Origin of the sequence: Spiroplasma endosymbiont of Dilophus febrilis, from assembly GCF_964030685.1 — a bacterium.
GTDB lineage: Bacteria > Bacillota_I > Bacilli_A > Mycoplasmatales > Nriv7 > Nriv7.
The window spans coordinates 869,189-895,955 of record NZ_OZ034912.1; the positions used below are offsets into that span (position 1 = coordinate 869,189).

At 25.9% G+C, this 26,767-nt stretch carries 33 protein-coding genes, 1 tRNA gene and 1 other annotated feature; of the genes, 20 read left to right on the plus strand and 14 right to left on the minus strand.

Annotation, left to right across the window (positions count from 1 at the left end):
- The first annotated feature begins 107 nt into the window (after positions 1 to 107).
- From AAHF53_RS04785 to AAHF53_RS04825, 9 genes are all read left to right on the plus strand, one after another.
- Complete coding sequence (locus tag AAHF53_RS04785) at positions 108 to 338, plus strand: hypothetical protein (protein WP_342189471.1); 231 nt, start codon at positions 108 to 110, stop codon at positions 336 to 338.
- 15 nt (positions 339 to 353) lie between these two features.
- Positions 354 to 596, plus strand: coding sequence for a hypothetical protein (locus AAHF53_RS04790; RefSeq protein WP_342189470.1), 243 nt, complete (start codon positions 354 to 356; stop codon positions 594 to 596).
- 35 nt (positions 597 to 631) lie between these two features.
- Positions 632 to 1,621, plus strand: a complete 990-nt coding sequence (locus AAHF53_RS04795) for a hypothetical protein (RefSeq protein ID WP_342189659.1) — start codon at positions 632 to 634, stop codon at positions 1,619 to 1,621.
- Between the two features lie 134 nt (positions 1,622 to 1,755).
- Positions 1,756 to 1,938 carry a hypothetical protein gene (locus AAHF53_RS04800; protein WP_342189660.1) on the plus strand — a complete coding sequence of 61 codons (183 nt, stop codon included), beginning with the start codon at positions 1,756 to 1,758 and terminating at the stop codon, positions 1,936 to 1,938.
- A 33-nt stretch (positions 1,939 to 1,971) separates the two neighbouring features.
- Positions 1,972 to 2,217 (plus strand): hypothetical protein, encoded by a 246-nt coding sequence (locus tag AAHF53_RS04805; RefSeq protein ID WP_338967003.1) that lies wholly within the window; start codon positions 1,972 to 1,974, stop codon positions 2,215 to 2,217.
- 2 nt (positions 2,218 to 2,219) lie between these two features.
- Positions 2,220 to 2,603, plus strand: a complete 384-nt coding sequence (locus AAHF53_RS04810; RefSeq protein ID WP_342189467.1) for a hypothetical protein — start codon at positions 2,220 to 2,222, stop codon at positions 2,601 to 2,603.
- Entirely contained in the window at positions 2,596 to 4,494 is a 1,899-nt protein-coding gene (locus AAHF53_RS04815) for a hypothetical protein (protein WP_342189661.1), read from the plus strand. The genes AAHF53_RS04810 and AAHF53_RS04815 overlap by 8 nt, the downstream gene beginning before the upstream one ends.
- Before the next feature lie 512 nt (positions 4,495 to 5,006).
- A complete protein-coding gene (locus AAHF53_RS04820) occupies positions 5,007 to 5,447 on the plus strand; it encodes a hypothetical protein (RefSeq protein WP_342189465.1) in 441 nt (146 codons plus the stop codon).
- A gap of 75 nt (positions 5,448 to 5,522) precedes the next feature.
- Complete coding sequence (locus tag AAHF53_RS04825; RefSeq protein ID WP_342189662.1) at positions 5,523 to 6,605, plus strand: DDE-type integrase/transposase/recombinase; 1,083 nt, start codon at positions 5,523 to 5,525, stop codon at positions 6,603 to 6,605.
- Positions 6,606 to 6,731: 126 nt separating this feature from the next.
- Here AAHF53_RS04825 and AAHF53_RS04830 read toward each other — a convergent pair whose 3' ends face one another.
- The 6 genes from AAHF53_RS04830 to AAHF53_RS04855 all read right to left on the minus strand — a co-directional run bounded on the left by AAHF53_RS04830 (position 6,732) and on the right by AAHF53_RS04855 (position 10,768).
- Positions 6,732 to 7,409 (minus strand): hypothetical protein, encoded by a 678-nt coding sequence (locus tag AAHF53_RS04830; protein ID WP_342189663.1) that lies wholly within the window; start codon positions 7,407 to 7,409, stop codon positions 6,732 to 6,734.
- A gap of 404 nt (positions 7,410 to 7,813) precedes the next feature.
- Positions 7,814 to 8,689 carry a hypothetical protein gene (locus tag AAHF53_RS04835; RefSeq protein WP_342189664.1) on the minus strand — a complete coding sequence of 292 codons (876 nt, stop codon included), beginning with the start codon at positions 8,687 to 8,689 and terminating at the stop codon, positions 7,814 to 7,816.
- 265 nt (positions 8,690 to 8,954) lie between these two features.
- The gene (locus AAHF53_RS04840; protein ID WP_342189665.1) at positions 8,955 to 9,347 is read right to left on the minus strand and encodes a hypothetical protein; all 393 of its coding nucleotides are present in this window, start codon (positions 9,345 to 9,347) and stop codon (positions 8,955 to 8,957) included.
- Between the two features lie 21 nt (positions 9,348 to 9,368).
- On the minus strand, positions 9,369 to 9,617 hold the full coding sequence (locus AAHF53_RS04845; protein WP_215826579.1) for a hypothetical protein: 249 nt from the start codon (positions 9,615 to 9,617) through the stop codon (positions 9,369 to 9,371).
- Between the two features lie 2 nt (positions 9,618 to 9,619).
- Positions 9,620 to 9,904 carry a hypothetical protein gene (locus AAHF53_RS04850; protein WP_342189513.1) on the minus strand — a complete coding sequence of 95 codons (285 nt, stop codon included), beginning with the start codon at positions 9,902 to 9,904 and terminating at the stop codon, positions 9,620 to 9,622.
- A 3-nt stretch (positions 9,905 to 9,907) separates the two neighbouring features.
- A complete protein-coding gene (locus AAHF53_RS04855) occupies positions 9,908 to 10,768 on the minus strand; it encodes a hypothetical protein (protein ID WP_342189666.1) in 861 nt (286 codons plus the stop codon).
- A 670-nt stretch (positions 10,769 to 11,438) separates the two neighbouring features.
- Here AAHF53_RS04855 and AAHF53_RS04860 point away from each other — a divergent pair.
- The 3 genes from AAHF53_RS04860 (at position 11,439) to AAHF53_RS04870 (ending at position 15,252) form a co-directional block, all read left to right on the plus strand.
- On the plus strand, positions 11,439 to 14,201 hold the full coding sequence (locus AAHF53_RS04860; RefSeq protein WP_342189667.1) for a hypothetical protein: 2,763 nt from the start codon (positions 11,439 to 11,441) through the stop codon (positions 14,199 to 14,201).
- A gap of 130 nt (positions 14,202 to 14,331) precedes the next feature.
- Positions 14,332 to 14,406, plus strand: a tRNA-Trp gene (locus AAHF53_RS04865).
- A gap of 96 nt (positions 14,407 to 14,502) precedes the next feature.
- Positions 14,503 to 15,252 (plus strand): ECF transporter S component, encoded by a 750-nt coding sequence (locus tag AAHF53_RS04870; RefSeq protein ID WP_342189668.1) that lies wholly within the window; start codon positions 14,503 to 14,505, stop codon positions 15,250 to 15,252.
- Between the two features lie 46 nt (positions 15,253 to 15,298).
- Here AAHF53_RS04870 and AAHF53_RS04875 read toward each other — a convergent pair whose 3' ends face one another.
- A complete protein-coding gene (locus AAHF53_RS04875; RefSeq protein ID WP_342189669.1) occupies positions 15,299 to 16,399 on the minus strand; it encodes a hypothetical protein in 1,101 nt (366 codons plus the stop codon).
- Positions 16,400 to 16,594: 195 nt separating this feature from the next.
- Between AAHF53_RS04875 and AAHF53_RS04880 the strand changes: the two genes are divergently transcribed.
- From AAHF53_RS04880 to AAHF53_RS04890, 3 genes are all read left to right on the plus strand, one after another.
- Positions 16,595 to 17,296, plus strand: coding sequence for a hypothetical protein (locus AAHF53_RS04880; protein ID WP_342189670.1), 702 nt, complete (start codon positions 16,595 to 16,597; stop codon positions 17,294 to 17,296).
- Positions 17,297 to 17,349: 53 nt separating this feature from the next.
- The gene (locus AAHF53_RS04885) at positions 17,350 to 17,766 is read left to right on the plus strand and encodes a hypothetical protein (RefSeq protein ID WP_215826268.1); all 417 of its coding nucleotides are present in this window, start codon (positions 17,350 to 17,352) and stop codon (positions 17,764 to 17,766) included.
- Positions 17,767 to 17,841: 75 nt separating this feature from the next.
- Complete coding sequence (locus tag AAHF53_RS04890; RefSeq protein ID WP_342189671.1) at positions 17,842 to 18,051, plus strand: hypothetical protein; 210 nt, start codon at positions 17,842 to 17,844, stop codon at positions 18,049 to 18,051.
- A gap of 262 nt (positions 18,052 to 18,313) precedes the next feature.
- On the opposite strand, the gene AAHF53_RS04895 is transcribed toward AAHF53_RS04890, so the two are convergent.
- The 7 genes from AAHF53_RS04895 to AAHF53_RS04925 all read right to left on the minus strand — a co-directional run bounded on the left by AAHF53_RS04895 (position 18,314) and on the right by AAHF53_RS04925 (position 21,234).
- Positions 18,314 to 18,841 (minus strand): hypothetical protein, encoded by a 528-nt coding sequence (locus AAHF53_RS04895; protein WP_342189672.1) that lies wholly within the window; start codon positions 18,839 to 18,841, stop codon positions 18,314 to 18,316.
- Between the two features lie 31 nt (positions 18,842 to 18,872).
- Positions 18,873 to 19,115: a hypothetical protein gene (locus AAHF53_RS04900; protein WP_342189673.1), complete on the minus strand. Its 243-nt coding sequence runs from the start codon at positions 19,113 to 19,115 to the stop codon at positions 18,873 to 18,875.
- A 15-nt stretch (positions 19,116 to 19,130) separates the two neighbouring features.
- Entirely contained in the window at positions 19,131 to 19,361 is a 231-nt protein-coding gene (locus AAHF53_RS04905) for a hypothetical protein (RefSeq protein WP_342189674.1), read from the minus strand.
- Between the two features lie 164 nt (positions 19,362 to 19,525).
- The gene (locus tag AAHF53_RS04910) at positions 19,526 to 19,738 is read right to left on the minus strand and encodes a hypothetical protein (RefSeq protein WP_215826178.1); all 213 of its coding nucleotides are present in this window, start codon (positions 19,736 to 19,738) and stop codon (positions 19,526 to 19,528) included.
- A 73-nt stretch (positions 19,739 to 19,811) separates the two neighbouring features.
- Positions 19,812 to 20,654, minus strand: coding sequence for a rolling circle replication-associated protein (locus tag AAHF53_RS04915; RefSeq protein WP_342189675.1), 843 nt, complete (start codon positions 20,652 to 20,654; stop codon positions 19,812 to 19,814).
- A gap of 132 nt (positions 20,655 to 20,786) precedes the next feature.
- A complete protein-coding gene (locus tag AAHF53_RS04920) occupies positions 20,787 to 21,086 on the minus strand; it encodes a hypothetical protein (RefSeq protein WP_338966992.1) in 300 nt (99 codons plus the stop codon).
- Positions 21,079 to 21,234: a hypothetical protein gene (locus tag AAHF53_RS04925; protein ID WP_342189676.1), complete on the minus strand. Its 156-nt coding sequence runs from the start codon at positions 21,232 to 21,234 to the stop codon at positions 21,079 to 21,081. The genes AAHF53_RS04920 and AAHF53_RS04925 overlap by 8 nt, the downstream gene beginning before the upstream one ends.
- A gap of 218 nt (positions 21,235 to 21,452) precedes the next feature.
- Positions 21,453 to 21,589: a sequence feature (ribosomal protein L10 leader region), on the plus strand.
- Positions 21,590 to 21,615: 26 nt separating this feature from the next.
- Between AAHF53_RS04925 and rplJ the strand changes: the two genes are divergently transcribed.
- From rplJ to cas9, 5 genes are all read left to right on the plus strand, one after another.
- Complete coding sequence (gene rplJ / locus AAHF53_RS04930; RefSeq protein WP_342189677.1) at positions 21,616 to 22,140, plus strand: 50S ribosomal protein L10; 525 nt, start codon at positions 21,616 to 21,618, stop codon at positions 22,138 to 22,140.
- Between the two features lie 36 nt (positions 22,141 to 22,176).
- Positions 22,177 to 22,635 (plus strand): 50S ribosomal protein L7/L12, encoded by a 459-nt coding sequence (gene rplL, locus AAHF53_RS04935; RefSeq protein ID WP_338968401.1) that lies wholly within the window; start codon positions 22,177 to 22,179, stop codon positions 22,633 to 22,635.
- A 370-nt stretch (positions 22,636 to 23,005) separates the two neighbouring features.
- Positions 23,006 to 24,145 (plus strand): hypothetical protein, encoded by a 1,140-nt coding sequence (locus AAHF53_RS04940; protein WP_342189678.1) that lies wholly within the window; start codon positions 23,006 to 23,008, stop codon positions 24,143 to 24,145.
- A gap of 21 nt (positions 24,146 to 24,166) precedes the next feature.
- Positions 24,167 to 25,180, plus strand: a complete 1,014-nt coding sequence (locus AAHF53_RS04945; protein WP_342189679.1) for a hypothetical protein — start codon at positions 24,167 to 24,169, stop codon at positions 25,178 to 25,180.
- 185 nt (positions 25,181 to 25,365) lie between these two features.
- Positions 25,366 to 26,568 carry a type II CRISPR RNA-guided endonuclease Cas9 gene (gene cas9, locus AAHF53_RS04950; RefSeq protein WP_342189680.1) on the plus strand — a complete coding sequence of 401 codons (1,203 nt, stop codon included), beginning with the start codon at positions 25,366 to 25,368 and terminating at the stop codon, positions 26,566 to 26,568.
- Positions 26,569 to 26,767 lie beyond the last annotated feature (199 nt).

The window sequence follows — 26,767 nt, forward strand, 5'->3', positions numbered from 1 at the left end:
GCCGATTTACCACCCCAAGTTGTATTTTTGTTTTCAATTTTAATAATTGTAATGCTCTTCTCAGCAATTATTTTTCTACTCTTTTGACCTTTTAAGCGGTAATTGTTATGTTTTTAGTTGCTTGAAAAGATTTAGATTGAGAAATGACAAAATTGTATTTTTGGGATTTATTTATTCAAATTAAAGTTATTCCGGCGTGAGTTTCTGGCGAGGAAATTGATTTAACTAAAGAACTACTTTGACTTTTAATAGCAAATATCGCCTTTTGAATGGTATTAGTATTCATTATCTTATTTATGGTTATTTTGTTTTATAAGGTTAAATCATATTTTGTTTAGAAAGGGGGTGATTGTATGATTAGAACTTTCTTAACAGAAGCGACTACGCCAGTAGCTGTTACTGGTGAACAAGCGGTTACTAATTTATGAAAAGCATTAATTAAAGCATTTGGTAATATTTGAACTGATATTATTGGTGGTAATATGCCAAATGTTGTTAATTTCTTTGCTACATATTGAGTTTTCTTGCTTGGCGTGATTATTGGTTTATTTTTAATCGCTTTCAAAATGTTTGAAAAATTAATGCCTGGCAGATAGATAGTAATAAAAATAAAGAAAGTGTGATTTAAGTGATGCTATTGTTTAAAAAAATAAATTTAAAATTATATGATTTTGTCGCTTTAAATCGCACTTTATTTATTATTGCGTGAGTTTATGGTGCGATTTTGTATTATTATAATCCTCAGAGTTGACGAATGTTATTTGATATTATTTATTTATTAATTGCTTTGTATGTTTTATATACTAAAATTTCTCATTTCTTTGCTCGTCGTAGTTTTATTAATTTCTTATTAAATTCACCTTTAAATTTAGTAATTGGTGCCTTAGGAACTGGAAAAACTGCTTTAATGGTTTTAGCTTCTTACTTATTGAGTGGTTGAAAAACGATTTCTACTTTTCCGATTACGGATAAACAAATGCTTTCATTAGGGCATATGTCTTTATTAGATTATAATTATCCGATATTAGAAGAAAAGCATTTACTGTTATGAGATGAAACCAACTTATTTTTAGAAGGAACTGACTATAAAGAAAATGATAGAGTAACTCAAGGTTTACAAGAATATTTTGCTTCAGCACGGCAATTTACCCATATTGTATTAGCAAGCGGACAACGAGCCGAACATATATGAGTTAAAGTTCGTGATATTGCGAATTCAATAATTGTTGGCATTAGAAAAAAACCAGTTAGTATCTTTCGTCCTTATTTACAAGTTATTTATGGCACTTTTAAATCGGTAAGCGAATACGAACAATGACGATTAACTCTGATTAATGCTAAAAATGATAAAAAAGGTCGCAAAATCAAGTATCGTAGCATTCCGGAATTAGATATTTATTTCTTTAAATTAAAAATTCCGATGTCAATTTTAAACCTTTATGATAATAAATATTTATCTTTCTTGCGTGAATTAAGTAATCGTGCTTTGAATGATAATTATCAACATAAATTTTGAAATGATAATGTAATGGATATTGAAGCGTTAGAATATTTAAAAATGGAAAAATTTAGTAAGATACTTACTAAGTTAAAAAATAATCTGAATAAGAAAAATAAGTAAAGGAGTTTAAAAGATGGAAAACTTAGAAAAAATGGCTAGTTTGATTGGCGATATGTTTTATAAAGTTTTTGATTTAATTTGAACTTTAACCATTCCTGGAACAGATATTCGCATTATTATTTTTTCCGCTAATTATGCTTGTAATAAATCTTGTAATTGGTGGTATTTTAGGTATTCATATTGAACGACCAAAAGTTGGTTTTCGTAAAAAATATCAAAAATCAGTTGCTAATTGAGGAGCTAAGAAAAAATCATCTAGTGGTCCAATTAAGAAATTCAGTGGTAATAGTCCTAAAAATAGACCGTGAGTTAACTAACATGGACGGCGAATAAAAAGGTAGGTTTTTAAAATGTTTAAATTGATAATTTTATTTATTCTTGTTGCTGTTTTTTCTATTTTTGCTTTAAATGACTTTTTAGGTTTATGAGCCTATGTGCGTGAGGGTTTAGAATATTTTAATAAAGTTCTATCAAATAATATTAAAATTTTAGATTTGTTTAAACCAATGATAAGGTTATTTTCTCAACATCCGATTTTCCAAATTTTAGGAACGATTTGTATTTTATCAACAATATATTTAATTTTAAGGAGTTAAAAATGAAAAAATTAAAGAAAATATTAGGTATTAAATGATTTAAAAGCGTTTTAGGTTTTATACATTTTTTTATTATACTTCATAGTGTTGTTATTATAATTTGAATATTTTTAACGGTCCTTCAAATTAAAGGGGATAAATTTTTTAAAGATTTTATACCATTAAATTTTCAAAGTGTATTTTTTAATGTTTATATTTGATTATTAATTATTTATTTCTTAATAACTGGTATTAAGTTAATTATTAGGGGTTATTACTTTAATAAAATTTTTAGAAAGCATCAAATGCAAGTTGTTAATTGTGAATGTCCACAACATAATCAATATAAATTTTCTGATGCTTTTAAAGCGATAAAAAAGAGTTTTAAGGCGTGATGAGATGGATAAGATTATTTCTTGATTTATTATAATGTTTATTGGTTTAGTTCCTTTAGGTGCCTTCTTTGATACAAAACAACCACCAAAACCTAATATGGAACAATCCTTTATGAAACGAGAAAAACGAGCTACAAATCCCAGTCAATGTGGTAATAGCTGTGAGTTAAAGTTTTCCGAGATTTCAAATAGCTATTTAACGGTAATTAACGGGGGTCCAACTATGTTTATAAATATTGATGATGTTAAAAGTCAATTGCCTTCTAATGTTGTTCCTGATATACATGTGTGGACTGAGTTTGATTCTCACAGTTTTAGATATGATGGTTATTCAACTAGACAGGAGGTTCAAAACTTTTATAAATCTAATGCAAAAAAAGTTAGCGGTAATTTTGGTAACACTCCTTATGATAGATATATTATTGATAAACTTGTTGATGTTAAAATTACATTTTCTAATAAAAATTATCGTCAAGAATGAGGCGTAATATCTTTTTCTGCAACAGTATATACTCCTCCTCCTTTGCCTGAAAAAGATAATGAACAACAATTGCCTACAGAAATAACTAAACATGATGGTGAATATCAGTATAATCAGTTTCAAGATAAGTTAGACTATTTGATGATACAACGCCGAGATTTTGATAAATTTAATTATAGTTACTTATATTGAGTTCCAATTTTTAATTTCTTTGATGATAATTTTAAATATATGAGTGAAATTTCAATTAAATTAAATGGTTTTAAACAAAATAGTAAATTTAGTTTAAGTCGTAAAAATTCATATCCGTCTGGTTTCATTGAAAAAGTTATTTTTAGAGAACTTTCCTTTTCTAGTTTTGGTGATGTTATTACTATAAAAACTGAACATGGTAGGATTAGAGGTAATAATGAGTTTTTAGAAAATGGTAAATCGCTTTGAAAATCTGGTTCGCGAACAAGTTTTGGAGGAGATTTTATTAATACCTTTTTTGGACAAGTTAATTATTATGGTAATACCTTTCATTTTTTACGCTATGATGACAAATTAAAATTTGATTTTAAAGATTTTATGTTTCATTATCAAAAAGATTTAACTATTGATTTCATTAATGATTTATTTAATAAAATTTATAAAGTTTTAGGTGGTTTTTTCGTACAATTCTTTTATGCGAGTTTTGATATGGATGCTTCTACTTATGTAGAATTAAGTTATAAAGGAATGCAAGAAATTCCTAAAAATGTTTTACAAATGGGTTTTTTCTATCGTTCCTTAATTACTTTTTATCCCAAACAGTATTTAATTAACTTTGGTTCAACAATCGAAAATAGTAAGAATATGATTTTTCGTTCTTATTTCTTTGTTAAAGACAAACAAATTGCCAATAGTTTTAATACTGGTAAAAGTTCTTATCAAATAGATTTTAATGTTTTAAAAGCGTATGATAACCAATTATGAAACGCTACTAGTAATAAACTGCATTTTTATAACGCTAACGTCGATGTGATGTATGGGATTAATATTTTTACACTGACTTTTCCGCTATATAAAAAACAAAATGAAAGTACTGAATATCATTATTCTTTATACGATTTTAACATTTTGAATTCCACAGCTTTTATTGGCGGCGGCATAAGTGGTAATATGGATGACTTAATTCCTACACCCAACTGTTCTTATTGAGGTTTATTTAGTGCCATATCTTGTGGTATTCAGCACGCTTCTGTTAGTATGTTGAATTGATTACTTGGTCTTTCAGGGATTAATCTTTTAATTCGCCCCCTTGCGGATATTGCGAAAACAACGATTAATTTTACCAAAACCGCCTTTCCAGTGTTTGAAGTTATTCCAGCATTTCAGATGTTATTTGAATTTGTAGTGCCATTAGCAATCTTATTAATGATATTAAAAAAGTTCTCTTAAATATTGCCATTATTTTTTATAATAGACTTGGTACATAACTATATCATTTTATTCTTAATAAACTATAAAATTCATTTTCGGGTCGCGTTTAGTTTTCTTAGGTATTTTTTAAAAAAGAAAAAATAGTCATTTACTATAAATTATTTCAATATGCAAATTAAGTATATATTTCTTATGTATGATTTTTGTTGTAAAAAATTATTTTAATGTTGTTTTTATAAGCATTTTACTTAGTTTTTATAACCTTTTATTAAGAATATGTTTGTTAATATTAAATATTTTGTTTTATTAATTATTTTTCAAGTAAAAAGGTAATAAATTTTTAGTTGCTTTTCTTTCAAAATTATTCAAATCTTTACCCACCTAACAAAACTTTATGCGCCCCATTTTCGTCTTTGTATTTATCTAACATTTATACTTCACCTAGGAAATAATATTATCAAAATAGTAGATAAAATTAAAGGTTATGTACCAAGTCTAATATAATTCCTTTGAAAGGAGGATTTTTCTTTATGCGAAAATTTTTATCAGCTTTAAATTTAATATGTGTAATGTTTATTTTTGGTTGTAGTAAAAATAGCAACGATTTTAAAAAATATGATTTCTCATTTTCCGAGATTTCAAATAGCTATTTAACGGTAATTAACGGGGGTCCAACTATGTTTATAAATATTGATGATGTTAAAAGTCAATTGCCTTCTAATGTTGTTCCTGATATACATGTGTGGACTGAGTTTGATTCTCACAGTTTTAGATATGATGGTTATTCAACTAGACAGGAGGTTCAAAACTTTTATAAATCTAATGCAAAAAAAGTTAGCGGTAATTTTGGTAACACTCCTTATGATAGATATATTATTGATAAACTTGTTGATGTTAAAATTACATTTTCTAATAAAAATTATCGTCAAGAATGAGGCGTAATATCTTTTTCTGCCGAAATGCCTCATTAATTTAGTAATTTAATAAATATTATTGAAAATCGTATTAAAAAAATACGATTTTCTCAATTTAAGGAGTTTTAAAAAATGAAATATATTATTTCTCAAGCTGATTTAGCGGATTTAAAAGCAAAAATCCAAAGTTGACTAAGTGCTAATTGCCGTAATCCTTATTACTATAAAACTAAAAAACGCATTACTAACTATTTAAATTTATGTACTTATTTCTATATTGAAGAAACTACTTTAACAAAACTTATTAAAAAATATTTTAAGAATGCAACGAAAACCTTTTATCGTTGGGCGGAAAAAATTATGACTGCTTATTATTCTGACAATTTAGATTTGTTATTGTTTAAAACTACAAAACCACAAAATCTTAATTATCAATATAGTTTAAATTCTCGTGAAAAAGTATGTGATTTATATTTTGATTACAAAAATCTTCAAGCCGGTGGAATGTGGTCTTTATTTAACAATTTAAAAATCGGTTTTCACGATATTAAAAATTCAGAAGTTCCTAAAAACATCAAAACTTTTTATCGTTGAATTAAATCTGACCCTCGCTGAAAAGAATTAAAACAACAAATTAAACAAACAAAACGCCATTTTAAGCGTAATGAAGTTTCCGAGATTGGTCTTTTACAAATGGATGCTAAAATTATTACCACATCAAATTTTCCGGTTGATAAAAAGTATTACATTTATGATTTCATTGACGAAATAACACGGATAGTATTTGGTTATGTTTATGATAGTTTAGGAACCAATAACGCAATTAATGCCGTACAAAGAGCAATGAAAGATTTTAGCGAGCTTGGCATAACCATTAAACGCCTTCGTACTGATAATGCTCCTGAATTTACTACTTCTAACTGAAGTAATAAAAAATCATACAAAGTAAAAGAAAGGCCTTTTACAACCTTTCTTTCAAGAAACGGAATTGTTCATGAAACCACACCAATCCGCTCGCCTCAGAGCAACGGAAAGATTGAACGATTCCACCAACATTGTACCAAATTATTTTATGCTACGGATAAAAAATTAAATCAAAATGAACTCCAACATTATTTAAATAAATATTATTACTTTTATAACTTTGAACGTAGTCACTCATCATTACAAAATAAATCGCCATTTCAAACATTACAAAAATTTTTAACAAAGTAATTTTTGTAAGTCTAAATAATTATTTTCTATTTTGGCAAAACAAAAACCAGTAATTTTAATTAGTTAAAATTACTGGTTTGAATATTTTTCTTCGTTTTACAGAGATTAAATTAATATTTTTTCACTTTAATTAAATCTAACTTGAGACATTCCCTCTCATAAACTATCTCATCAATTATCAGATGCTTTATCTAAAAAAGTAGAGACACCATAACTACCTCCGCCAATTATTAATCCAGCAATTGGTCCTCCGAAAATTGATCCTATCACACCAGTAACTCCCGAAATTATACCCTTAAAAATATCTCTTTCAATATGTGTTTCAGTTTTAATTTTAAAATTTTCATTATTTTTTAGAACTGGATTACTTTCTGGTTTTATTTCTTTACCTAATTTCATAGCTAATGCATCTATTTTATTACTTGTTCATTGTTTTCCTGCATTTCTTTTTTGTCGTGTGTCAACCTGAATTCATCATTGTTGATTTCTTTCATTTCTAATTTCGTTTGCTCACTGTGTTAACCCTTGTTGTCATTCTCAAACTGAATTATTATATGATTGTTGAGCTTGAGAAAATTGTCAATGATTTTGTGTTCTTTGAAATTCGTTTGCTGCATTTTGATATGCTTGCTCGACATTTTTTCATTCGTTTTGAATATAAATTCATTGGGTCTCTCCTCATCGTTTGCTTCTTTTTAAAATTTTTTCTTCTGTTTTTATAGATGAGGGGCTGTTTGCAACTAATGTTAATGTTCCACTTCCTGCTGTTATTATTGTTCCTAAGATTCCTAGTATTTTTTTCATAGTTAATCAAATTCCTTTCGTGAATTTTTACTAATTAATAAAATTTATTCAACAATCAACAACCTTTCTCCAAATTTTAATCTGCAATTTCTTTACTTTGGAATTTCATTATGGGCGCATAAAGTTTTGTTAGGTGGGTAAAGATTTGAATAATTTTGAAAGAAAAGCAACTAAAAATTTATTACCTTTTTACTTGAAAAATAATTAATAAAACAAAATATTTAATATTAACAAACATATTCTTAATAAAAGGTTATAAAAACTAAGTAAAATGCTTATAAAAACAACATTAAAATAATTTTTTACAACAAAAATCATACATAAGAAATATATACTTAATTTGCATATTGAAATAATTTATAGTAAATGACTATTTTTTCTTTTTTAAAAAATACCTAAGAAAACTAAACGCGACCTTCACCATGTAATAATTGTAAATAATTATTTCCTGCGATTAAAGTTTTATTAAATGCTTTAATTTTCAAAACATTTTCATTTATTTTATCTTCACTGCTAGAAGTTTTATGATAAAAATAGCTTTCGTTTTTAAAACCGTGGTTTTTAATGGTAAATTCTTTGTAATAGCCTTTTTCTAAGGTGTCAACAAAATTAAATATTGGTGTTCAATAAAGATAAGAATAATTAAATTTGTCAAAATCACCGCGATGAATCATTAAATAATCAATGCTATCAATAACATCGTTATAGTTATGGTTGCCATCAAATTTGGTGTTTGTTGTTGGTAATTCAATATCAGTCGAAGGTTTGGTTTCTGATTTTGCATCAAATTCTAGTATTTTTCATCAGTTTCATCTTGCACCGGCAAAGGTATCTTTTTGGTATTCAAATTTTACTTTAATATTTTTTATTTTAATATTTTGTTTTTGTTCTTTTTCAACTTCTGTTCATTTTGTATTTATTTGTAATTCGTTAAGTTTTTTAATAATATTAATTTGATTTTGGTTTATATAACTTTGAATTCGCCCTTTATTGTTTCATAATTCTTCCACAGGATTTATCGGTTTTATTCCTGATTGCTTTTCTATGTCATTTAATAAAAATTGTAATTCTGTTTTTCACGTTGATGCAGGTTTATAAGGATTTTCATTTTTTCATATTAGAAATTCTGCTTTTTCTAAGTTAATTTCAGAAATTTGACTGTTTTCTCTTTTGTTTCTAATTAGTGATTGTGTTGTTATTCCGTCATTGTTAATGTTTTGGGGAATGGTAAAAATGTTATTAAAACTAATAATTATCACCGTAAATATTTTCATAAACATTTTTATCACTCCTTTTTAAAATATTTTATTTTTTATTGTTCTTTTAATTTTTATTTTTTTAATAAGTCACTCAATACCACAATTTATAATTACAGCTATTGTAATGCATATATCTAAATATCCCAGTATCATAAGTGAAATCAATGCTTCAAATTTTTCATATAACAATTTCAAATCATTAATTTCCAATTTTAAAAATGCAATGAAAAAGATAGTAATCATAAAAATGTAAGGTAAAATTCTCCATCAATATTTTTTTAAAGAACTAATGATTTTGTTTCATTTCATTTTTCAAGGCTCTTTTTGTTTTAATTTTCTGAATAATCAAGCGAATTAATTTTTCAAATTTAATTGCAAAATATATTGCTCCACCCCATCAAAAAACAAATATTTCCGCTAGCATAATACCACTATTAAATTTGCCAAAGAAATCAACCATTTGTTTATTCATAAAATTATTAAATTCATTACTTGTTCCAGTTATTCATTTAGTATCGCTTGCTGTTAATGCACAAATTAATAAGCTTATAAAAATGAAAATGATACTTAATACTACTTTTAACCACTGCTTTTTAAAAGCATTTTTAATTCTTAATTTTAATGACATTTTTTCTTTTAAATTATCTTTTTTAAATAATTTTGCTAAAAATTTTTTCATTTTAATTCTCCTTTCATATTTTTATCGTCCTTTAATCACAATAAATAAAGCAATAAGTACACAAGTAACGCCAAGAATGGTAAAGATTGGATGTTGTGAAAATGTTCGTGCCATTGGTTTAAATAGTTCTAAAATTGTTAAATTACTAGTAATAAACTTTTGGAAATTGGCAAGACCTTCGCTAATGTAGTTTGTTAAAGTTTCAAAATGACTACCAGCTAATAATCCAAGAACAGTTATTAAGATAAAAATAATAATTAGTTTAAACATTGTTAGTTACCTTGTTTTGTTTTTATTGGTTTTATTTGTTTTTTGACTTTTCCTCATGCACTTAAACGGCCACTATTTTTAACCGCATATTGGCGTTGTTTTTCTAAATTAACTTGTTGACTACCAAATCCAAGAATAATTGCCATAAGAAATTCTACAGCCAGCGTTAAGAATAAAGGAAATATTAGTTGAATATTTGTTCCTGGTACTTCTAAACTTCAAATTAAGTCAAAAACTTTATAAAGCATTTGAGCGAGAAAGTCGGCCATTTTTGCGAGATTTTCCATTTTTTATTGTTCCTTTTCTTTCATTTTTCTTAAAAATTTGCTAAATTTATCCATTTTTAAGTATTCTAAGTCTTCTAAATCAATTGCGGTGTCAGTATAGTATTTGTCTTCATAATCAGGATTTACTTTTGCATTTAAGTAATCTCTTAAAAACGCTAGGTAAAAAGAATTGTAAGTGTTTAATATTGGTAGCGGAATTTTTAGTTTAAAAAAATAAATATCAAGTTCAGGAATATCACGATATTTAATGCGACGACCCTTTTTATTATTTTTAGCATCAATTAAGGTGTTTCGTCAGCGTTCATATTCTTCAATGCTCGTAAAGGTACCATAGATGACTTTTAAATAGGGGCGAAAAATATTAACGGGTTTTTTGCGAATTCCCAGAATCACATTGTTGGCAATATCACGAACTTTAACTCAAATATGTTTATCTCTTTGACCACTAGCTAACACAATATGACCGAAATGGCGTGCCAGAGCGAAATATTCTTGAATACCGGTTTCTTCGTTTTTGGTATTATTTTTTTCTCAATCAGTTCCTTCTAAAAATAAATTGGTTTCATCTCATAAAAGTAAGGTTTTGTCTGGCAATACCGGATAATCAAAGTCTAATAACCCCATATGACCTAAACTTAATTTTTGAGTTTCTAGCAACGGAAAGGTTGAGGCGATGTGATATTTCTTCTTTTTTAGTAATTTTGATGCGTATACTAGAAAAGCAGTTTTTCCGGTTCCTAATGAACCAATCACAATATTTAATGGTGAGTTTTTTAAGAAATTAATAACTTTGTTAATTTGTGTTAAATTACCGATTTTAAAAAGAAAAATTAAAATACAACCTGCTAAAAATAAATAGCTCACAATGTTTTTAAAATAACCGTTGTAAATATATCAAATTGCTCCTCAATGTCATAAAATTAAAAATGAGGGGTCGCGTTTAGTTTTCTTAGGTATTTTTTAAAAAAGAAAAAATAGTCATTTACTATAAATTATTTCAATATGCAAATTAAGTATATATTTCTTATGTATGATTTTTGTTGTAAAAAATTATTTTAATGTTGTTTTTATAAGCATTTTACTTAGTTTTTATAACCTTTTATTAAGAATATGTTTGTTAATATTAAATATTTTGTTTTATTAATTATTTTTCAAGTAAAAAGGTAATAAATTTTTAGTTGCTTTTCTTTCAAAATTATTCAAATCTTTACCCACCTAACAAAACTTTATGCGCCCAAATTATTTAAATATAATTAAATAATTTTTAAATCTTTTCTCATTAACAAGGGAACTAAAATTATATTTAACTGTTACAACTCTTATAGAGTTATTGCGAATGTGTAAAGTTATTATCAAAATATCCTTAAAGAAATAACCCAAATTATTTATTTTCAAAAAAGTCTAAAAGTGATTTTGTTAATGAAAAAAAATATCTGCTATAATAATTTTAAATCAACTAAGTTTGGAGTGATGTCATCAAAGATAAATTTTTAGTAACAGTACTAAAAATTTAAATTACGCCGGAGGTATAACTATGAACTCAGACTTATCAATAGTTAAAACAGAACCTAGTATTTGTGACACCGAATTTGAATGAGATACTAACAAAAATATTAGCAAGTTTTGCAATTCATTAAATTCTCTCAGCAATAATATGACTCATTTTAAAGCATCATTTTTAGATTTTGTAAAAAATGCCGATTCAATATTTTTTCAAGAAAATTCCTTTGAATTACATTTTGAAACTAATTATGTAAAACCATTACAGCATTTACAAACTATCGTTCATCAAGATATTTATGAAAATCTTGATATTACAAAAAGTCAACAAATAAATATCCTTAATTTATTTTTAAACACTGCTTGAAATTTAGAGGACTTATTTATATGAACGGAAAAAGAAATTTCTACATATCAAAAAGAAGGTCAACATCAAAATGCTTTTCTTCCTAAAAAATTACATTTTGTTCAAAATGAAATTAAAAAAATTGAAAAAAGCAGTCATAAGATTAGTGAATTATTAGAAGTACTAACAGGGTTTAATTTAAATATTAAACGACTAATTGAAAAGAAAGTCCATGAAATTAGTAATTCATTCATTGACTCGGCTGAAGCTACTTTAAATAATACCCAATATGGTTTACAACAAAGAGTAGACGCCTACCAAGAAGTAATTAAAGGTCTAACAAACCGTATTAATGATATTGAATTAGAAATAAATCGCGAATTTATTAAAAATCCACAAATGCCCCACAACTATCAAAAAGAACTGCTAAATTTATATCTCATAGCACTTTCTAACTGAGATAAAGTATGTACAAGATTATTAAATATAATTAGTTCTAACACCGGTTATGGAAATGATGACCGTAAAGCAATGAACGATTTAACCCAAGAACTACAACAATATATTTTAGATAAAATTGCTAGCACGCAAACCAATTTAGATAAGATTAGTATTGCCCCCCTATTAGAAAAAATCAGAGATACAATGATGAAATATAATAAACAAAATCATAGTTTATTTTCAGAAATTGTTGATACCTTTGACCACAAAATTAGTGATGAAAATTACCAACAAATTAAAAAAAATTTAGAAAATTTTAAAAAATTCTTAAATAATATCAAAGACGCAACAGTAATAAACAATTTTAAGAAAATTGAAAAAGTTAAAGTTGACTTAATTAACGCTTTGATGTCAGTTAAACATATTATTAGTTCTACTGACAATACTGAATATCAACTAACCGCTTCAGAAATATCAGAAGATGAATTACAACAAAAAAGAAACCAATATTTTAAAGCAATTAAAGATAATTTTAACCAAATTGAAGAAATTTTCTTAAAACTATTTAATAAATATCAAAATGATTTTAATGCTTACGATAAACTTAACTTTACTAGTAAAAACGCTAATATTACAAATAAAGATTTTTGAACCGATGAAACTGAACTCTCAGATTTTGAAGTAAAAATTAATCAAGTAAGTTCTTTTATCAACGAATGAATCGGATACTTTAATAATAAAGATACCGAAAATAAATGATTAAAAGAAAAAGAAAAAATAATAGCAGAAAAAAATAAATTAATAGTAATAAGAGATGAACTAATAACAGAAAACCATAAATTAATAAACGATAAGAATACAACCGAAGAAGAAAAAGAAAAATTAAGAGATAAAAATAAAGAATTAGAAAAAGAAAAAAATCAATTAATAAGAGATAAAGAGCAATTAGAACAAGATAAAAAAACATTAGACAACCACAACAATAAATTGGCTGTTGTATTGAAAATTCAAAAACTTATTGAAGATTATAATGAAAAAAATTCCCTACCATATAACTTTGCGAAAGGTGAAACCAAAATTAGTGAACTTCAAAACACTGCTGAAAGGATAATACAAATAAAATTTAATAACCTACTAGATAACAGCCGAGCAACTATAGATCCGCACAAACTTCTTTCAGCAGGTAATTTTTTTCATAACGAAGAATTATTTGATTGAAACCAAGAAATTCAAGAAAACTTTATTGTAAAATCAAAAATAACCTTAAAGTTTAATGATGATAATGAATTTGTTGATTACCAATTACCTTACATAAAAGTTATTTTTGATAGTAATCGTTATAATCAAATTAAGCAACAAAAATTAGATTATGAAAAAATAATTACTGATCTTAATAAAAAACTTAAAGAAAATTCAGGTAAGTATGAGAAAGTAACTCATATCGGAAAAAATGAATTTATTAACTATTGATATGATGAAAACGAAAAACAAATATATTATAAAAGTAACAACGAAAAAAGAATCATTGATATCAATATCCCTCAATTAAAAGCACCAAATATCAAAATGGATTCAATTAAAATCAAAGAAGTAAATGTTGGTTATAATACCAATAAAGATTCTATCCATTATGAAAATATTTGAAGTCAAGAAACTAGTCAAGGTATTAAACAACTAAACATCATTAAAAATCATTTTCAACAACAAAAAGCTTTTACAGTAACATGAAATGCTATCCTTAATTATGAAGGTACTGGTTATGTTTGAACTAATGCCTATTCTGGCGATTTAGACTGAGGCAAAGATCAATCGATGGATGAATTCTTTTCTGCTGGGCATGTTAACCATAAAGAATATTTCTATCAAAAAAGCTTTTGATTTAACATTACCTATGAGATAGAAACATTAATTGATGATGAAAATATCAATACACAAATAAAAGATTATGAAAAGTTCATTAATGAAATTAATAAAGAGATTAAAAGTCTTAAAAATATCATTAAATCTTAATATTTAAATAATGTTGTCACATTACGCTAAGAATATAATTCTTAGCGTAATTTTTAATTACTCAATAAATAAAATATATAGATTAATTAAAAAATTAATTAAAATTCCTTTATAATTAGAATATAGCATTGAGGGTATAGTTCAATGGTAGAACGTTAGTCTCCAAAACTAAATGTTGTGGGTTCAAGTCCTACTACCCTCGCCAATTATTAAATTACACCAATTTTAATTGACAATACATATTATCCAATTCATAATTATTATAAATAATTAGTACTAAAAATTATTATCAATTAATATTATGGAGAAAAATATGCTCAAAGAAAAACATATTATATTTAAAATTACCATTTCATCAATGGCATTAGCACTAGCACTAGCATTATCAATGCTAGAAATTCCTATTCCCTTACCTAACTTACCAGCAGCCAACTTTGAAATTGGTGATACCCTAATTTTATTAGTTATTCCATTAATTGGTCCTTGATTTGCAATGCTAATTGGTGCAATTAAACCTTGATTACATATGATAATTCCCCACCACATTGCTCACGGTAATATTGTTGTTAGTGCCACAATGGGAATGATGTTAAATGCTCTTGTTATTGGACTATATTTTCTATTAAACTGAATATGGAAAAGATTATTTCACAAAGAAAACATTTATACTAAATGCACCAGTATTCTTATTTGTTGTTTAGCAACTGCACTATTTGCTGCTGTAAATGCTCAATTGTGAGCTGCTGATGCTTTAGGTTTTCATACACACACTCATCCAATGACAATAAATCCAATAATAATTAATAAGTGTAAGAATTTTTCTCTTCATGACCCAATCAAAGAAATATCCAAGCAACCACTAAAAACACAAATGCTAATTTTTTATGGCATTTATGGGGGTTTCATTTTTGTAAAATATCTCATCACCTTTGGTGTAATGTTAATTCTGGAAAAGCCAATCTTACGATATGCTGAATCAGCTCACTATTCTTATCACCAACGAGAAAAAGAAAAAGCAGAAGAAAAGAAACAAAAGAAAGTAAATAAATAAAAAATGTAGAATTATGTTGATGTTCATAATTCTACATTTTTAGTTTTTACAAAAACGGATATAAACCGTTACCTTCATCCCACGAATTTGTTCAAGTATCATAACATCTTCATCGTGAACGATTTGATATTAACTGCTTTGTACAATCAGTATAACGAGCTTTTACAATATCATGTTTATTATATGTTTTAATATGCTTTTCACTCGGACCCATTTGTTTAACAATTAAACTTTGATCATCTAGTCAACCTTGTCGTCAAAAAACATTAATCCCGTTATTAAAATTATTACTAGCAGTAATCATATATTTTAAAATATCTAACTTTTTTTGACTTATAAATAATGAACCTCAAACATAATATAAATAATTTTTTTTATCCATTTTATCTAAAGCACTATAAGCAAAAAATACACCTTTTAAGGCACTAATAAATAGTTTCCCAGGAATTGGTAAATAATTAACAATCGTTAATAATCCACCTAATGTTTTTTTAACAATTTCTTTCACATAGCTATCAGAATTATCAATTAATTCTCAATAATTGAAATTTTTTAAAGTTTTAATTCTTGAAAACAATGCCTCTTCTTGGATAGAAGATAAATCATCAAAATTACCAGTTTGAAATATATAATATGTCAGCAAATCACAATTATTAATATAAAAATTATAATAATATGCTGTAGTTCAATAACCATCTCAATTTGTTTTAGTTATAATTTTGCGATCTAAATAACGAATCTCGTTAGCCATTAACATTTTAACAATACTTTCATCAAACTCATTTATTAATGGTTCACCAATTTCATCTTTTCAAATGCAATAGGGATTTTTAATAATATTCATATCCGGTGCAATAAATAATTGATTATTTACCTGAAACTGTTTTATTAAAACATCTATTTGGATAAGTTGATTAACAAAATTATTAATCTCAGAAAATTCAATTAAATCTTGATTACTGATTAATTTATAATAATAAGATTGTCGTAGTAATTCTTTACTATTGGTATCCAACTTATTTATTTCATAAAATAAATCATTTCTTAAAGTCTCAATACTTTTTCAAGTTAAATTTTTATTTTCTTTTTTTAAATTAGAATTAAATACTGGTTTCATATTAGGAATATGATTCATAAAGACTGGCAAAATAATAATTAATAATAATTTTTCCCCCAACATAATTATTCATGTCCTTCCAACTATTAAATAATTTTATTTATCTTTTAATTGTAAGGTTTATTTAATAAAATTTATAAAGTTTTAGGTGAGTTTTTTGTACAATTCTTTTATGCGAGTTTTGATACAGATGCCTCTACTTATGTAGAATTAGATTACAAAGGGATGCAACAAATTCCTAAAAATGTTTTACAAATGGGTTTTTTCTATCGTTCCTTAATTACTTTTTATCCCAAACAGTATTTAATTAACTTTGGTTCAACAATCGAAAATAGTAAGAATATGATTTTTCGTTCTTATTTCTTTGTTAAAGATAAACAAATTACCAATGGTTTTAATACTGGTAAAAGTTCTTATCAAATAGATTTTAACGTGTTAAAAGCATATGATAATCAATTGTGAAATGCCACTAGTAATAAACTGCATTTTTACAATGCCAAAGTTGATGTCATGTATGGTATTAATATTTTTACACTGACCTTTCCACTATATAAAAAGAAAAATGAAAGTACTGAATATCATTATTTTTTATACGATTTTAACATTTTGAATTCAACGGCTTTTATTGGCGGTGGAATAAATGGTAATATGGATGACTTAATTCCAACACCCATCTGTTCTTATTGAGATTTATTTAGTGCAATATCGTGTGGTATTCAGCACGCCTCTGTTAGTGTGTTGAATTGATTACTTGGTCTTTCAGGGATTAATCTTTTAATTCGCCCCCTTGCCGATATTGCTAAAACAACGATTAATTTTACCAAAACTGCCTTTCCGGTATTTGAAGTTATTCCGGCGTTTCAGATGTTATTTGAATTTGTAGTTCCATTAGCAATCTTATTAATGATATTAAAAAAGTTCTCTTAAATATTGCCAATATTTTTTATAATATAATTCCTTTGAAAGGAGGATTTTTATTTATGCGAAAATTTTTATCAGCTTTAAATTTAGTATGTGTAATGTTTATTTTTGGATGTAGAAGTAATGTTTCTGAAAAAAAATTACAATTTTCTAGTTTAAATAATACATTTTTTAATGTAGAGAGTTTTGGCTCTGCTGGAAGAATAACTTTTTATGATGAAAGTGTTCGTTTTCCAGATGATATGTCTGAAAAAAGCTTTTTAATCGAAAATCAAAGTATTAATAATCCTATAAAGGATTTTTTTAAACGAGAAGGTGTTTATAAACCAAAACCATCTGAAGATATATTGACTACTTATGGCTGAGAAATTCCTAAACTTGAAAGTATTAAAGTGTCATTTGTTTATTTAGATAGATATCAATTAAATAAACCACAATATTTTATAAGTTCATTTTTAGCGAAAATACCTAATTAATTAGCAATTTTAATAAATATGTTTGAAAATCGTATTTTTTGTAATACGGTTTTCTTAATTTAAGGAGTTTAAAAAATGAAATATATTATTTCCCAAGCTGATTTAGCCGATTTAAAAGCAAAAATCCAAAGTTGACTAAATGCTAAGTGCCGTAATCCTTATTACTATAAAACTAAAAAACGCATTACGGCCTATTTAAATTTATGCACTTATTTCTATATTGAAGAAACCACCTTAACAAAACTTATTAAAAAATATTTTAAGAATGCAACGAAGGGCGCATAAAGTTTTGTTAGGTGGGTAAAGATTTGAATAATTTTGAAAGAAAAGCAACTAAAAATTTATTACCTTTTTACTTGAAAAATAATTAATAAAACAAAATATTTAATATTAACAAACATATTCTTAATAAAAGGTTATAAAAACTAAGTAAAATGCTTATAAAAACAACATTAAAATAATTTTTTACAACAAAAATCATACATAAGAAATATATACTTAATTTGCATATTGAAATAATTTATAGTAAATGACCATTTTTTCTTTTTTAAAAAATACCTAAGAAAACTAAACGCGACCAATATTCTTGTAAACCTTGGGTTACTCTATCATTTTCTTTATAATCAGTTCCTTCTAAAAATAAGTTAGTTTCATCTCATAACAGTAAATGTTTTTCATCTAAAATTGGATAATTATAATCTAATAAAGACATATGCCCTAATGAAAGCATTTGTTTATCCGCAATCGGAAAAGTAGAAATCGTTTTTCAACCACTTAATAAGTAAGAAGCTAAAACCATTAAAGCAGTTTTTCCCGTCCCTAAAGCACCAATGACTAAATTTAAGGGTGAATTTAATAAGAAATTAATAAAACTACGACGAGCAAAGAAATGAGAAATTTTAGTATATAAAATATACAAAGCAATTAATAAATAAATAATATCAAATAGCATTCGTCAACTCTGAGGATTATAATAATGCAAAATCGCACCATAGAATCACGCAATAATAAATAAAGTGCGATTTAAAGCAACAAAATCATATAATCTTAAATTTATTTTTTTAAACAATAGCATCACTTAAATCACACTTTCTTTATTTTTATTATTATCTGCCGGGCATTAATTTTTCAAACATTTTGAAAGCGATTAAAAATAAACCAATAATCACCCCAAGCAAGAAAACTCAATATGTAGCAAAGAAATTAACGACGTTTGGCATATTACCACCAATAATGTCAGTTCAAATATTACCGAACGCTTTAATTAATGCTTTTCATAAGTTAGTAACCGCTTGTTCACCAGTAACAGCTGCTGGCGTAACCACTTCTGTTAAGAAAGTTCTAATCATATAATCACCCCCTTTCTAAACAAAATATGATTTAACCTTATAAAATAAAATAACCATAAATAAGATAATGAATACTAATACAATTCAAAAGGCAATATTCGCTATTAAAAGTCAAAGTAGTTCTTTAGTTAAATCAATTTCTTTACCAGAGACTCACGCCGGAATAATTTTAATTTGAATAAATAAATCTCAAAAATACAATTTTGTCATTTCTCAATTTAAATCTTTTCAAGCAACTAAAAACATAATAATTACCGCTTAAAAGGTCAAAAGAGTAGAAAAATAATTGCTGAGAAGAGCATTACAATTATTAAAATTGAAAATAAAAATACAACTTGGGGTGGTAAATCGGCAGTTGGGTAAATTAATTCGATTAACTCAATAATTATTTTTTTAAACATTTTCTAAACCTACTTTTTAATTTCTTTTTCATCTTGTTCTAACAAATTTCGTTTAAACTTTGCAATAAATATTCGTTGTGCATAAGTAAAATCTTTTGGTAGCTGTTTTGCTTCACTACCATATTTCTTTTTATCTTTAAAAAAACGATAAATATTAACCGCAATATAGTATGCTAGTAATAATGTTAAAATCGTAAAAAACACTAATCCAAAAATACTCATTTTTCTTTTCTCCTTAATTTTCTAATTTTTAATTGTTATTTTAAATTGCAATTTTTCTTTCATTTTTTAACTCCTAATGTTTGATTTTTCTTAGTTGGTTTCTAAATCTTAAACTTTCTAATGAAGCATAATTTGCACTTTCAAAGTCTATATAATTAATATTTTTAAATTCATAGATTGCTCCGCACATTTTGGTTTTAAAGTTATTAACTGTTGATTTTAAGTATTTTACAAATTCGGAATTTACGGTTCGATTAACAATATTATTCAAAGTATCGGTAAATACTTGTTTTCTAGTAATGGGATTTTGACAGTTATATGAGAATTGATAAGCCTTGATATTTAAGTCATATTGATTTAATGATTTTTCATTCAGAACATTTTTAGTTATATATTTGGAGCAGTATTTTACAACCATTTCATTAGTGTTTTCACGAACTCTAATATTTTTATTAATGCCATAAGGTCAAAATTGTAAAATAATTTTATGTGGTATTATTTCGGTAATTAAAATATGAAAATGAATAACGCCTCGTTTCTGATATTCATAGGTATACAAATACTTAATATTTTTATTTTTAACTTTAAATCAGTATTTTAATTTTTTAAAAAATTTATTTAAATCACGCTTACATTTTCTAATATCAAATTCATTAACATCAGCATAAGTAAGCGTTAAGAATGTAAGTTTTTTACAGTCTCAAAAATTATGATATGCCTTCCTAATGACATTAGATTTTGCACGAATATTGCTATTAAGCAATTTTGTATCACAATTACCCTTATTTTTTAAACCGCTAGCATTACGAGTATTTGCTTTGATGCATTCTAAAGGCATAACAATATTACGAATATATTGACCATAATAAATCGTTTTCATATAAAAATCAGTTGGATTTTGAGATTGTAAATTCATATTTTATGCTCCCGTTTTAGATTTTCGCCAGTTGTGTTATTTAATCAAGTAATAGTCGGCTTCGCCGACTAACCCGCTAGCGGGCGGGGCATACGCCTTCCGCACCGCTTTGCAGACCGAAGTGATTATCAATTAACTGGACAAGTTTTTTTGATTTTTTGATAATTCAATTTTTTGCAAGTTAACTATTTTGGGGGTTTTTTCAAAAGTTAATTCGCAACTAAAAAATGATTTAACATTTTCTTTTAACAGTTTATAAATTTCTTGTTGTTCTAGATTGTTATCATCAATTCATAAAGCCTTTTGTTCGCCGGTAGGCTCAAATAAGTCATTTTCATAACGCAAAAATTCGGCAGAATAACCTGACATCATAGAGCCATCTTTATTTTTAAATATTTTTCTTTTTATACTAACTAATTTAACTTTAAACATTATTTTTTAAATTCCTTTTACCTTTATTTTTTAAAATTTTTTTAATATGATTAATAAATTTTTTCTCACAAGCAACATGCAAATACCGTTTATCACTAAATAGATGTAAACACCAGCGACATATTTTATAATCTATCGTTCCTTTCAAAATTTAAAAACCCTTTTCATCGCAAGAATTACAGATTCCAACTGTATTTTTATTACCAACAACATAACTTTCGTTGTCGCATTCAATACAAAATATTACCGCCAAAAGAAAACACCCCCTAAAAGTTTGTAGAAAACAAAATCTTGTCATATGTATATGGTTTCTACATAAAATTTTAAAATAAGTATTGCATTTGTGTTAAAAACATATTATTATTATTTTATGCTATCAATAGTCTATAGACAGCAACGGGGAAACCTTAATTATGTTGCCGAGGATTAAAAGGTATAGGATTTTGGATTACAAAAACTCTTTTAAACTCGGTATTACATACCGAGTTTTTTTATGTAAGATAGATATTGATTTCAGGATTAAACGGTTATGTTTGAGAAATTAGGAAGGGGTGGATGAATGCGACCAGCAATAGAAACTAAAAATAATATTGTTCAAGAGATTAAAACAAAGATTGCATCGTCAAAGTCAACAACTATTATTCATTATCATGGATTTTCTGTTCAAGATTTAACTAATTTAAAGTTACAGTTAAGAAGTGAAGATGCTAGTTTAAAAATTTATAAAAATACATTAGTAAGAAGAGCATTACAAGAGTTAAGTGTTAATAATTTAGATGATGTCTTATTAGGCCCTAATGCATTAGTGTTTTCGGCAACTGATGAAATTGTAGGCCCAAGATTATTAGCTAATTTTGCTAAGGAACATAAAAATTTAGTATTAAAAAGTGCTATTTTGGATGGTAAAGTAGTGTTATATGATGAATTACAAGTATTAGCCACATTGCCTTCAAAAAACAGCCTTATTTCAATGTTTGCTTCAGCAATTATTAGTCCATTAATTAATGTTGCTTTAGCAATTAAAGCCATTGCTGATAAACAACTAACAGAATAAACTGATATATAAAAATAAAAGGAGAGAATTATATTTATGGCAGAAAATAATCCAATAAAAAAAGATACCCAAGAAGAAATAGAAAATAAAATTAACGAAGAAAAAACTGGTAGTGTTAAAAAAGGTAATAAAATAACAAAACAAGATATTATCGCTTCGCTAGCAGAGATGAAATTAATTGAACTAAATGAATTAGTAAAAGCAATTGAAGAACATTTTAATGTTACTGCTAGTGCACCAGTGATGATGCAAGCAGCTTCACAGGGTGATGGTAATGTTGCACCGACAGAGGTAAATGTTATTTTAACTAAACTTGGTGATTCTAAAATTGCAGTTATTAAAGCAGTAGCCGAGATTACCGAAAAACCTTTAATGGAAGCTAAAAAATTAGTTGAGGGTGAAAATCCAGTAATTAAAGAAAAAGTTAAACCAGAAGAAGCCGAAAAAATTAAGGAAAAACTTGTTGCTGCTGGTGCTGGGGTTGAAATTAAATAAATTTTAAAAATAACTAAAAAAGTATTTACATCTTATATTAGGATATGTTAATATAAAGGTGTCCTATTCAAGGACATTCTACACAAAAATGTCCGATGACTAAGATAAAGGCGTGCGATATTAATTCGCACAGCACTGTTTTAAGTAGCTTAGTCCTGTGCGGTATTGGGGTATCCGAAATGTTCCTCACTAAAACCTAGCAAATATACCTTTGCTAGGTTTTTTGTTTGTCAAATAATGGGCGGATTATCGTTATCTTGAAAAGATGTTTCAACTTTAAATATTATATGATTATTTTGACATTTTTGTGTCATAATTGTTGTAGTTAAGATTGTATAAATAACTAAATAATTCAAAGTGAGGAATAATGATGAGTAAGTTTTTATTTTATAAACCATTATTAGTAATTGCTTCGTTATTTATTAGTACTAATGGTACAAAATTTTTATTTGCTAATAAGTTAACTGGAAATAATGATTTAGTGGCAGTAACTTCTAATTCATTAAAATCACAACCAAAAGCAGGAATTCTTAATAATAATTTTTGTGGATATCAATATAAATATGGTGAACATATAAATGATGTTGATTATTTCTTTTTAAGATATCCGAAAAGTTCATTTAATAAAATTGAAAGAAAAGGCAAATCAACTTGAAATTTTGATTATAAAGTTGAAGGTAAGGTGCAAACATCTTTTCTATGAGTGGAGAAATACTATATTACTGATTATTTTGTTGATAATTGCGATGCCTTAGTGCTGTCATCATTAATATCTGATCACTATTCTTTAAAAGATATTGTTATTCCTTTTAAACATTATAACCAACTTTTAGAACACAATGGTTATCTTAACCCGAAATTTCCTAATGAAGCATTACAATTGGATTTTAAAGAAGAAAGCAATAACATTTTAAAAATTATTGAGCAAATTGCTTCACCAGTTATTGGATATATTCCGGTTGTTGGTAATATTATTAGTAAAGTTAGTGAAGTTGTTGATGCGATTACGGGCGTTCTAAATGTTTGAGATAATAACTGAATATATACTGCTAATAATATTAGTTTTACTAAAAGATTATTAACAGCAATTCAATTTACATTGTCAGGAAATCTTAATTTCTATTATAATCTGGACTCAAAAACACCGCGAAGAACGATTTCTGCTAATGCATTTAAGGAGTTTACTAATAATTTTACCGAAGGTTTAGTTTTAAGACATAGCATTAAAATTGATAATTGGGATAAAAAAATTTTAAGTGAAAAAGTAGTGGTATATAATAATAATGATTTAAATTCAGTAAAACTTGAAATTGATACTTATAAATTGTCCGAAGAAAGATATGTTAGAGTAACGCTAGTTGATTATTATGAAACTACATGTAAAATGCATCGTTGACATTGTGTTAGTGATAATGACCCAGGATGTTGTATGAGTTGAGAAACAATTCCCATTTATAAATATGTTACTTGAGATAAATGAGATTGAAGTTTTAAACTTTGAAATATTTAATTTTTAAGGAGGATTTTTGAAATGATAAGAATTCGAAAAACACTATTAATAATAATATGTTTTTTTCTAATGATGGGATTAGTATCTTTTTATCCTAATAATTTTAATATCAATATTAAAACTGATGGCATATATTTGAAATCTGAAATTAATATTGATGTTTTAAAACAAGTGGCTGCTAAAAATCTTAGTAGTGATGATTTAGAAAAAAATGATTTTGATCCCTGAGGTTTTGACTTTAATAATGTCAAAATTTTTTATAATAATGTTAAGATTACCTCAGAAATATTAAACATTTCATTAAAAGAAGGAAAATATTTTAAGTTTGATTATCAAATTTTTAAAGTTAATCAACTTGTGAAATTAGGTTGTTCAAAGATATATGTTTTGTCAAAAGAAGAAGCTAATGCCATTAATAAATTAGAAGAAGTGGATGAAGTATTGATTAATAATCCAAATGTGATGAATATTAAAAAATTTACTGAGTTTTATAAAATTTTAATTAATGAATATCCTTTATATAGTTCAAAAGTTAAAAATATTCAAATGTTAGTAGGAAAAAGTGCTGCTTTTTCTCGTGTTGTCTTAGGAGAAAAAGATACAATAGTTCCCAATTTTTTTGCTTTTTATAGTTATGATGGTTATTTTTTTGGTAGAAAAGTAATTCATTGAACATATTTTAATGACTCGCTAAGAGCGATGAAACAAGTTCTTAATAAAATTTCTCCTCAAACTATTGGAACAATTTGGTTAGATTCAAGTGATAAAACAAGGGAACAATTGAATAAAAAATTTATTGAAATATTATGTGAAAAAATAAGGGGAATTATTGGTAATAACTATCCATTTGAAATTATGGAAAAAACAAGTTTATTATGGAAAGGCCGATGAGACTGCAATAAAAAAGATTTATTAGTTCATTTAAATCCCAATCACCAAATTGCTACGATAGAGTTTGACAATGGTTATAATTATAATTTATTTGTTAATACCCAAATGCAAGGAATAATTAAGCAAGATAAATTTTGTTTTTAATTTTTTTATATAGAATAAAATTATTATTTATTTCATAATATATAGGAGAGATTATCGGAATTGTAAAATGATTGATGTTTACAGTTACCATAATCTTTCTTTTTGTTTATAAGTATCAATTTTTTGAATTAACCTATGTTATACTAATTTTAAATAAAATGTATAAATAGGGAAAGGAATAAAAAATGGATAAAAAATATTATTTAGGTTTAGATTTAGGAATATCATCTGTAGGGTGAGCTGTTATGTGTGAAGAAGGGGATGAGTATTATATTGATGATTTTGGTGTGAGACTTTTTGAAGTGGCTGAAGATCCTAAAAAAGGAACAACTCATGCTGAAGAAAGAAGAACATTTCGTGGGGCCAGAAGATTAAATCGACGAAGAAAACAAAGAATTAAAGAAATCAAAGATTTTTTAAGAGAAAATAATATTGTTACAGATGAACAATTAGCAAATTTTTATCGCGAAAAGAAAACTACTAATTTAATTAAATATAATGAAGACCAATATTTTAATCCTTATGGATTACGAGTAAAGGGATTAACTGAAAAATTAACTGGTGAAGAGTTGGGTGTTATTTTAATTCATATTGCCAATAGTCGTGGTTATAATGATAAGTTTTCTTTTAATGAAGAAGATAAAAAGCAAGCAGCTAAATTAGATAGTGCGTTAAATAAAGCTAATTTATTAATTCAATCTCATAAAACAATTGCTGAAGCAATTGTTAATGAACAAGAATTTAAATCAAAAGAAAATGCGAATTTAATTGTTGTTCGTAATCGTTTATCAGCATCTGTTAAAAAGAAAAGTACTAAGAACAATGAAAATCAAGAAAAAGATAATACTAATAATAAAGATGCTGTTGGCTATAAATTTTTGTTTGCTAGAGAAGATTATCGTAAAGAATTAAATTTAATCTTGGAAAAGCAAACGGAATTTTATCCGCAATTAAAAGGCAAAGTATATAAGTTAGTTGAAGAAATAATTTTACGACAACGAGATTTTGAGTCAGGACCAAGACCTAAAACTGAAATCCAATTTGAAAAATGAAAAAAGTTTATGGAAAAACATCCAAGAATGAAACAAAGATTTTATCCTAATTTTTTAAGTTTAAAAGCTAAGTGCAACTTTTTTAAAGATGAAGAACGAGGCTTTATGTCATCATTAATCTTTGATATTTATCATTTGGTTGTTGAATTATCTAAATATACAGTTAGATTTTCAGAAGAAGAAAACAAAAAAGTAGCACAAGCAGTTTTTAATTTTGTTATTAACAGTAAAGAAAAAATTGATAAAACTGAAATTAAAAAGAAAATTGAAGCTAGTTTAGACAATAAGCATAAAATTTCTACTTCAGGGGCGCATAAAGTTTTGTTAGGTGGGTAAAGATTTGAATAATTTTGAAAGAAAAGCAACTAAAAATTTATTACCTTTTTACTTGAAAAATAATTAATAAAACAAAATATTTAATATTAACAAACATATTCTTAATAAAAGGTTATAAAAACTAAGTAAAATGCTTATAAAAACAACATTAAAATAATTTTTTACAACAAAAATCATACATAAGAAATATATACTTAAT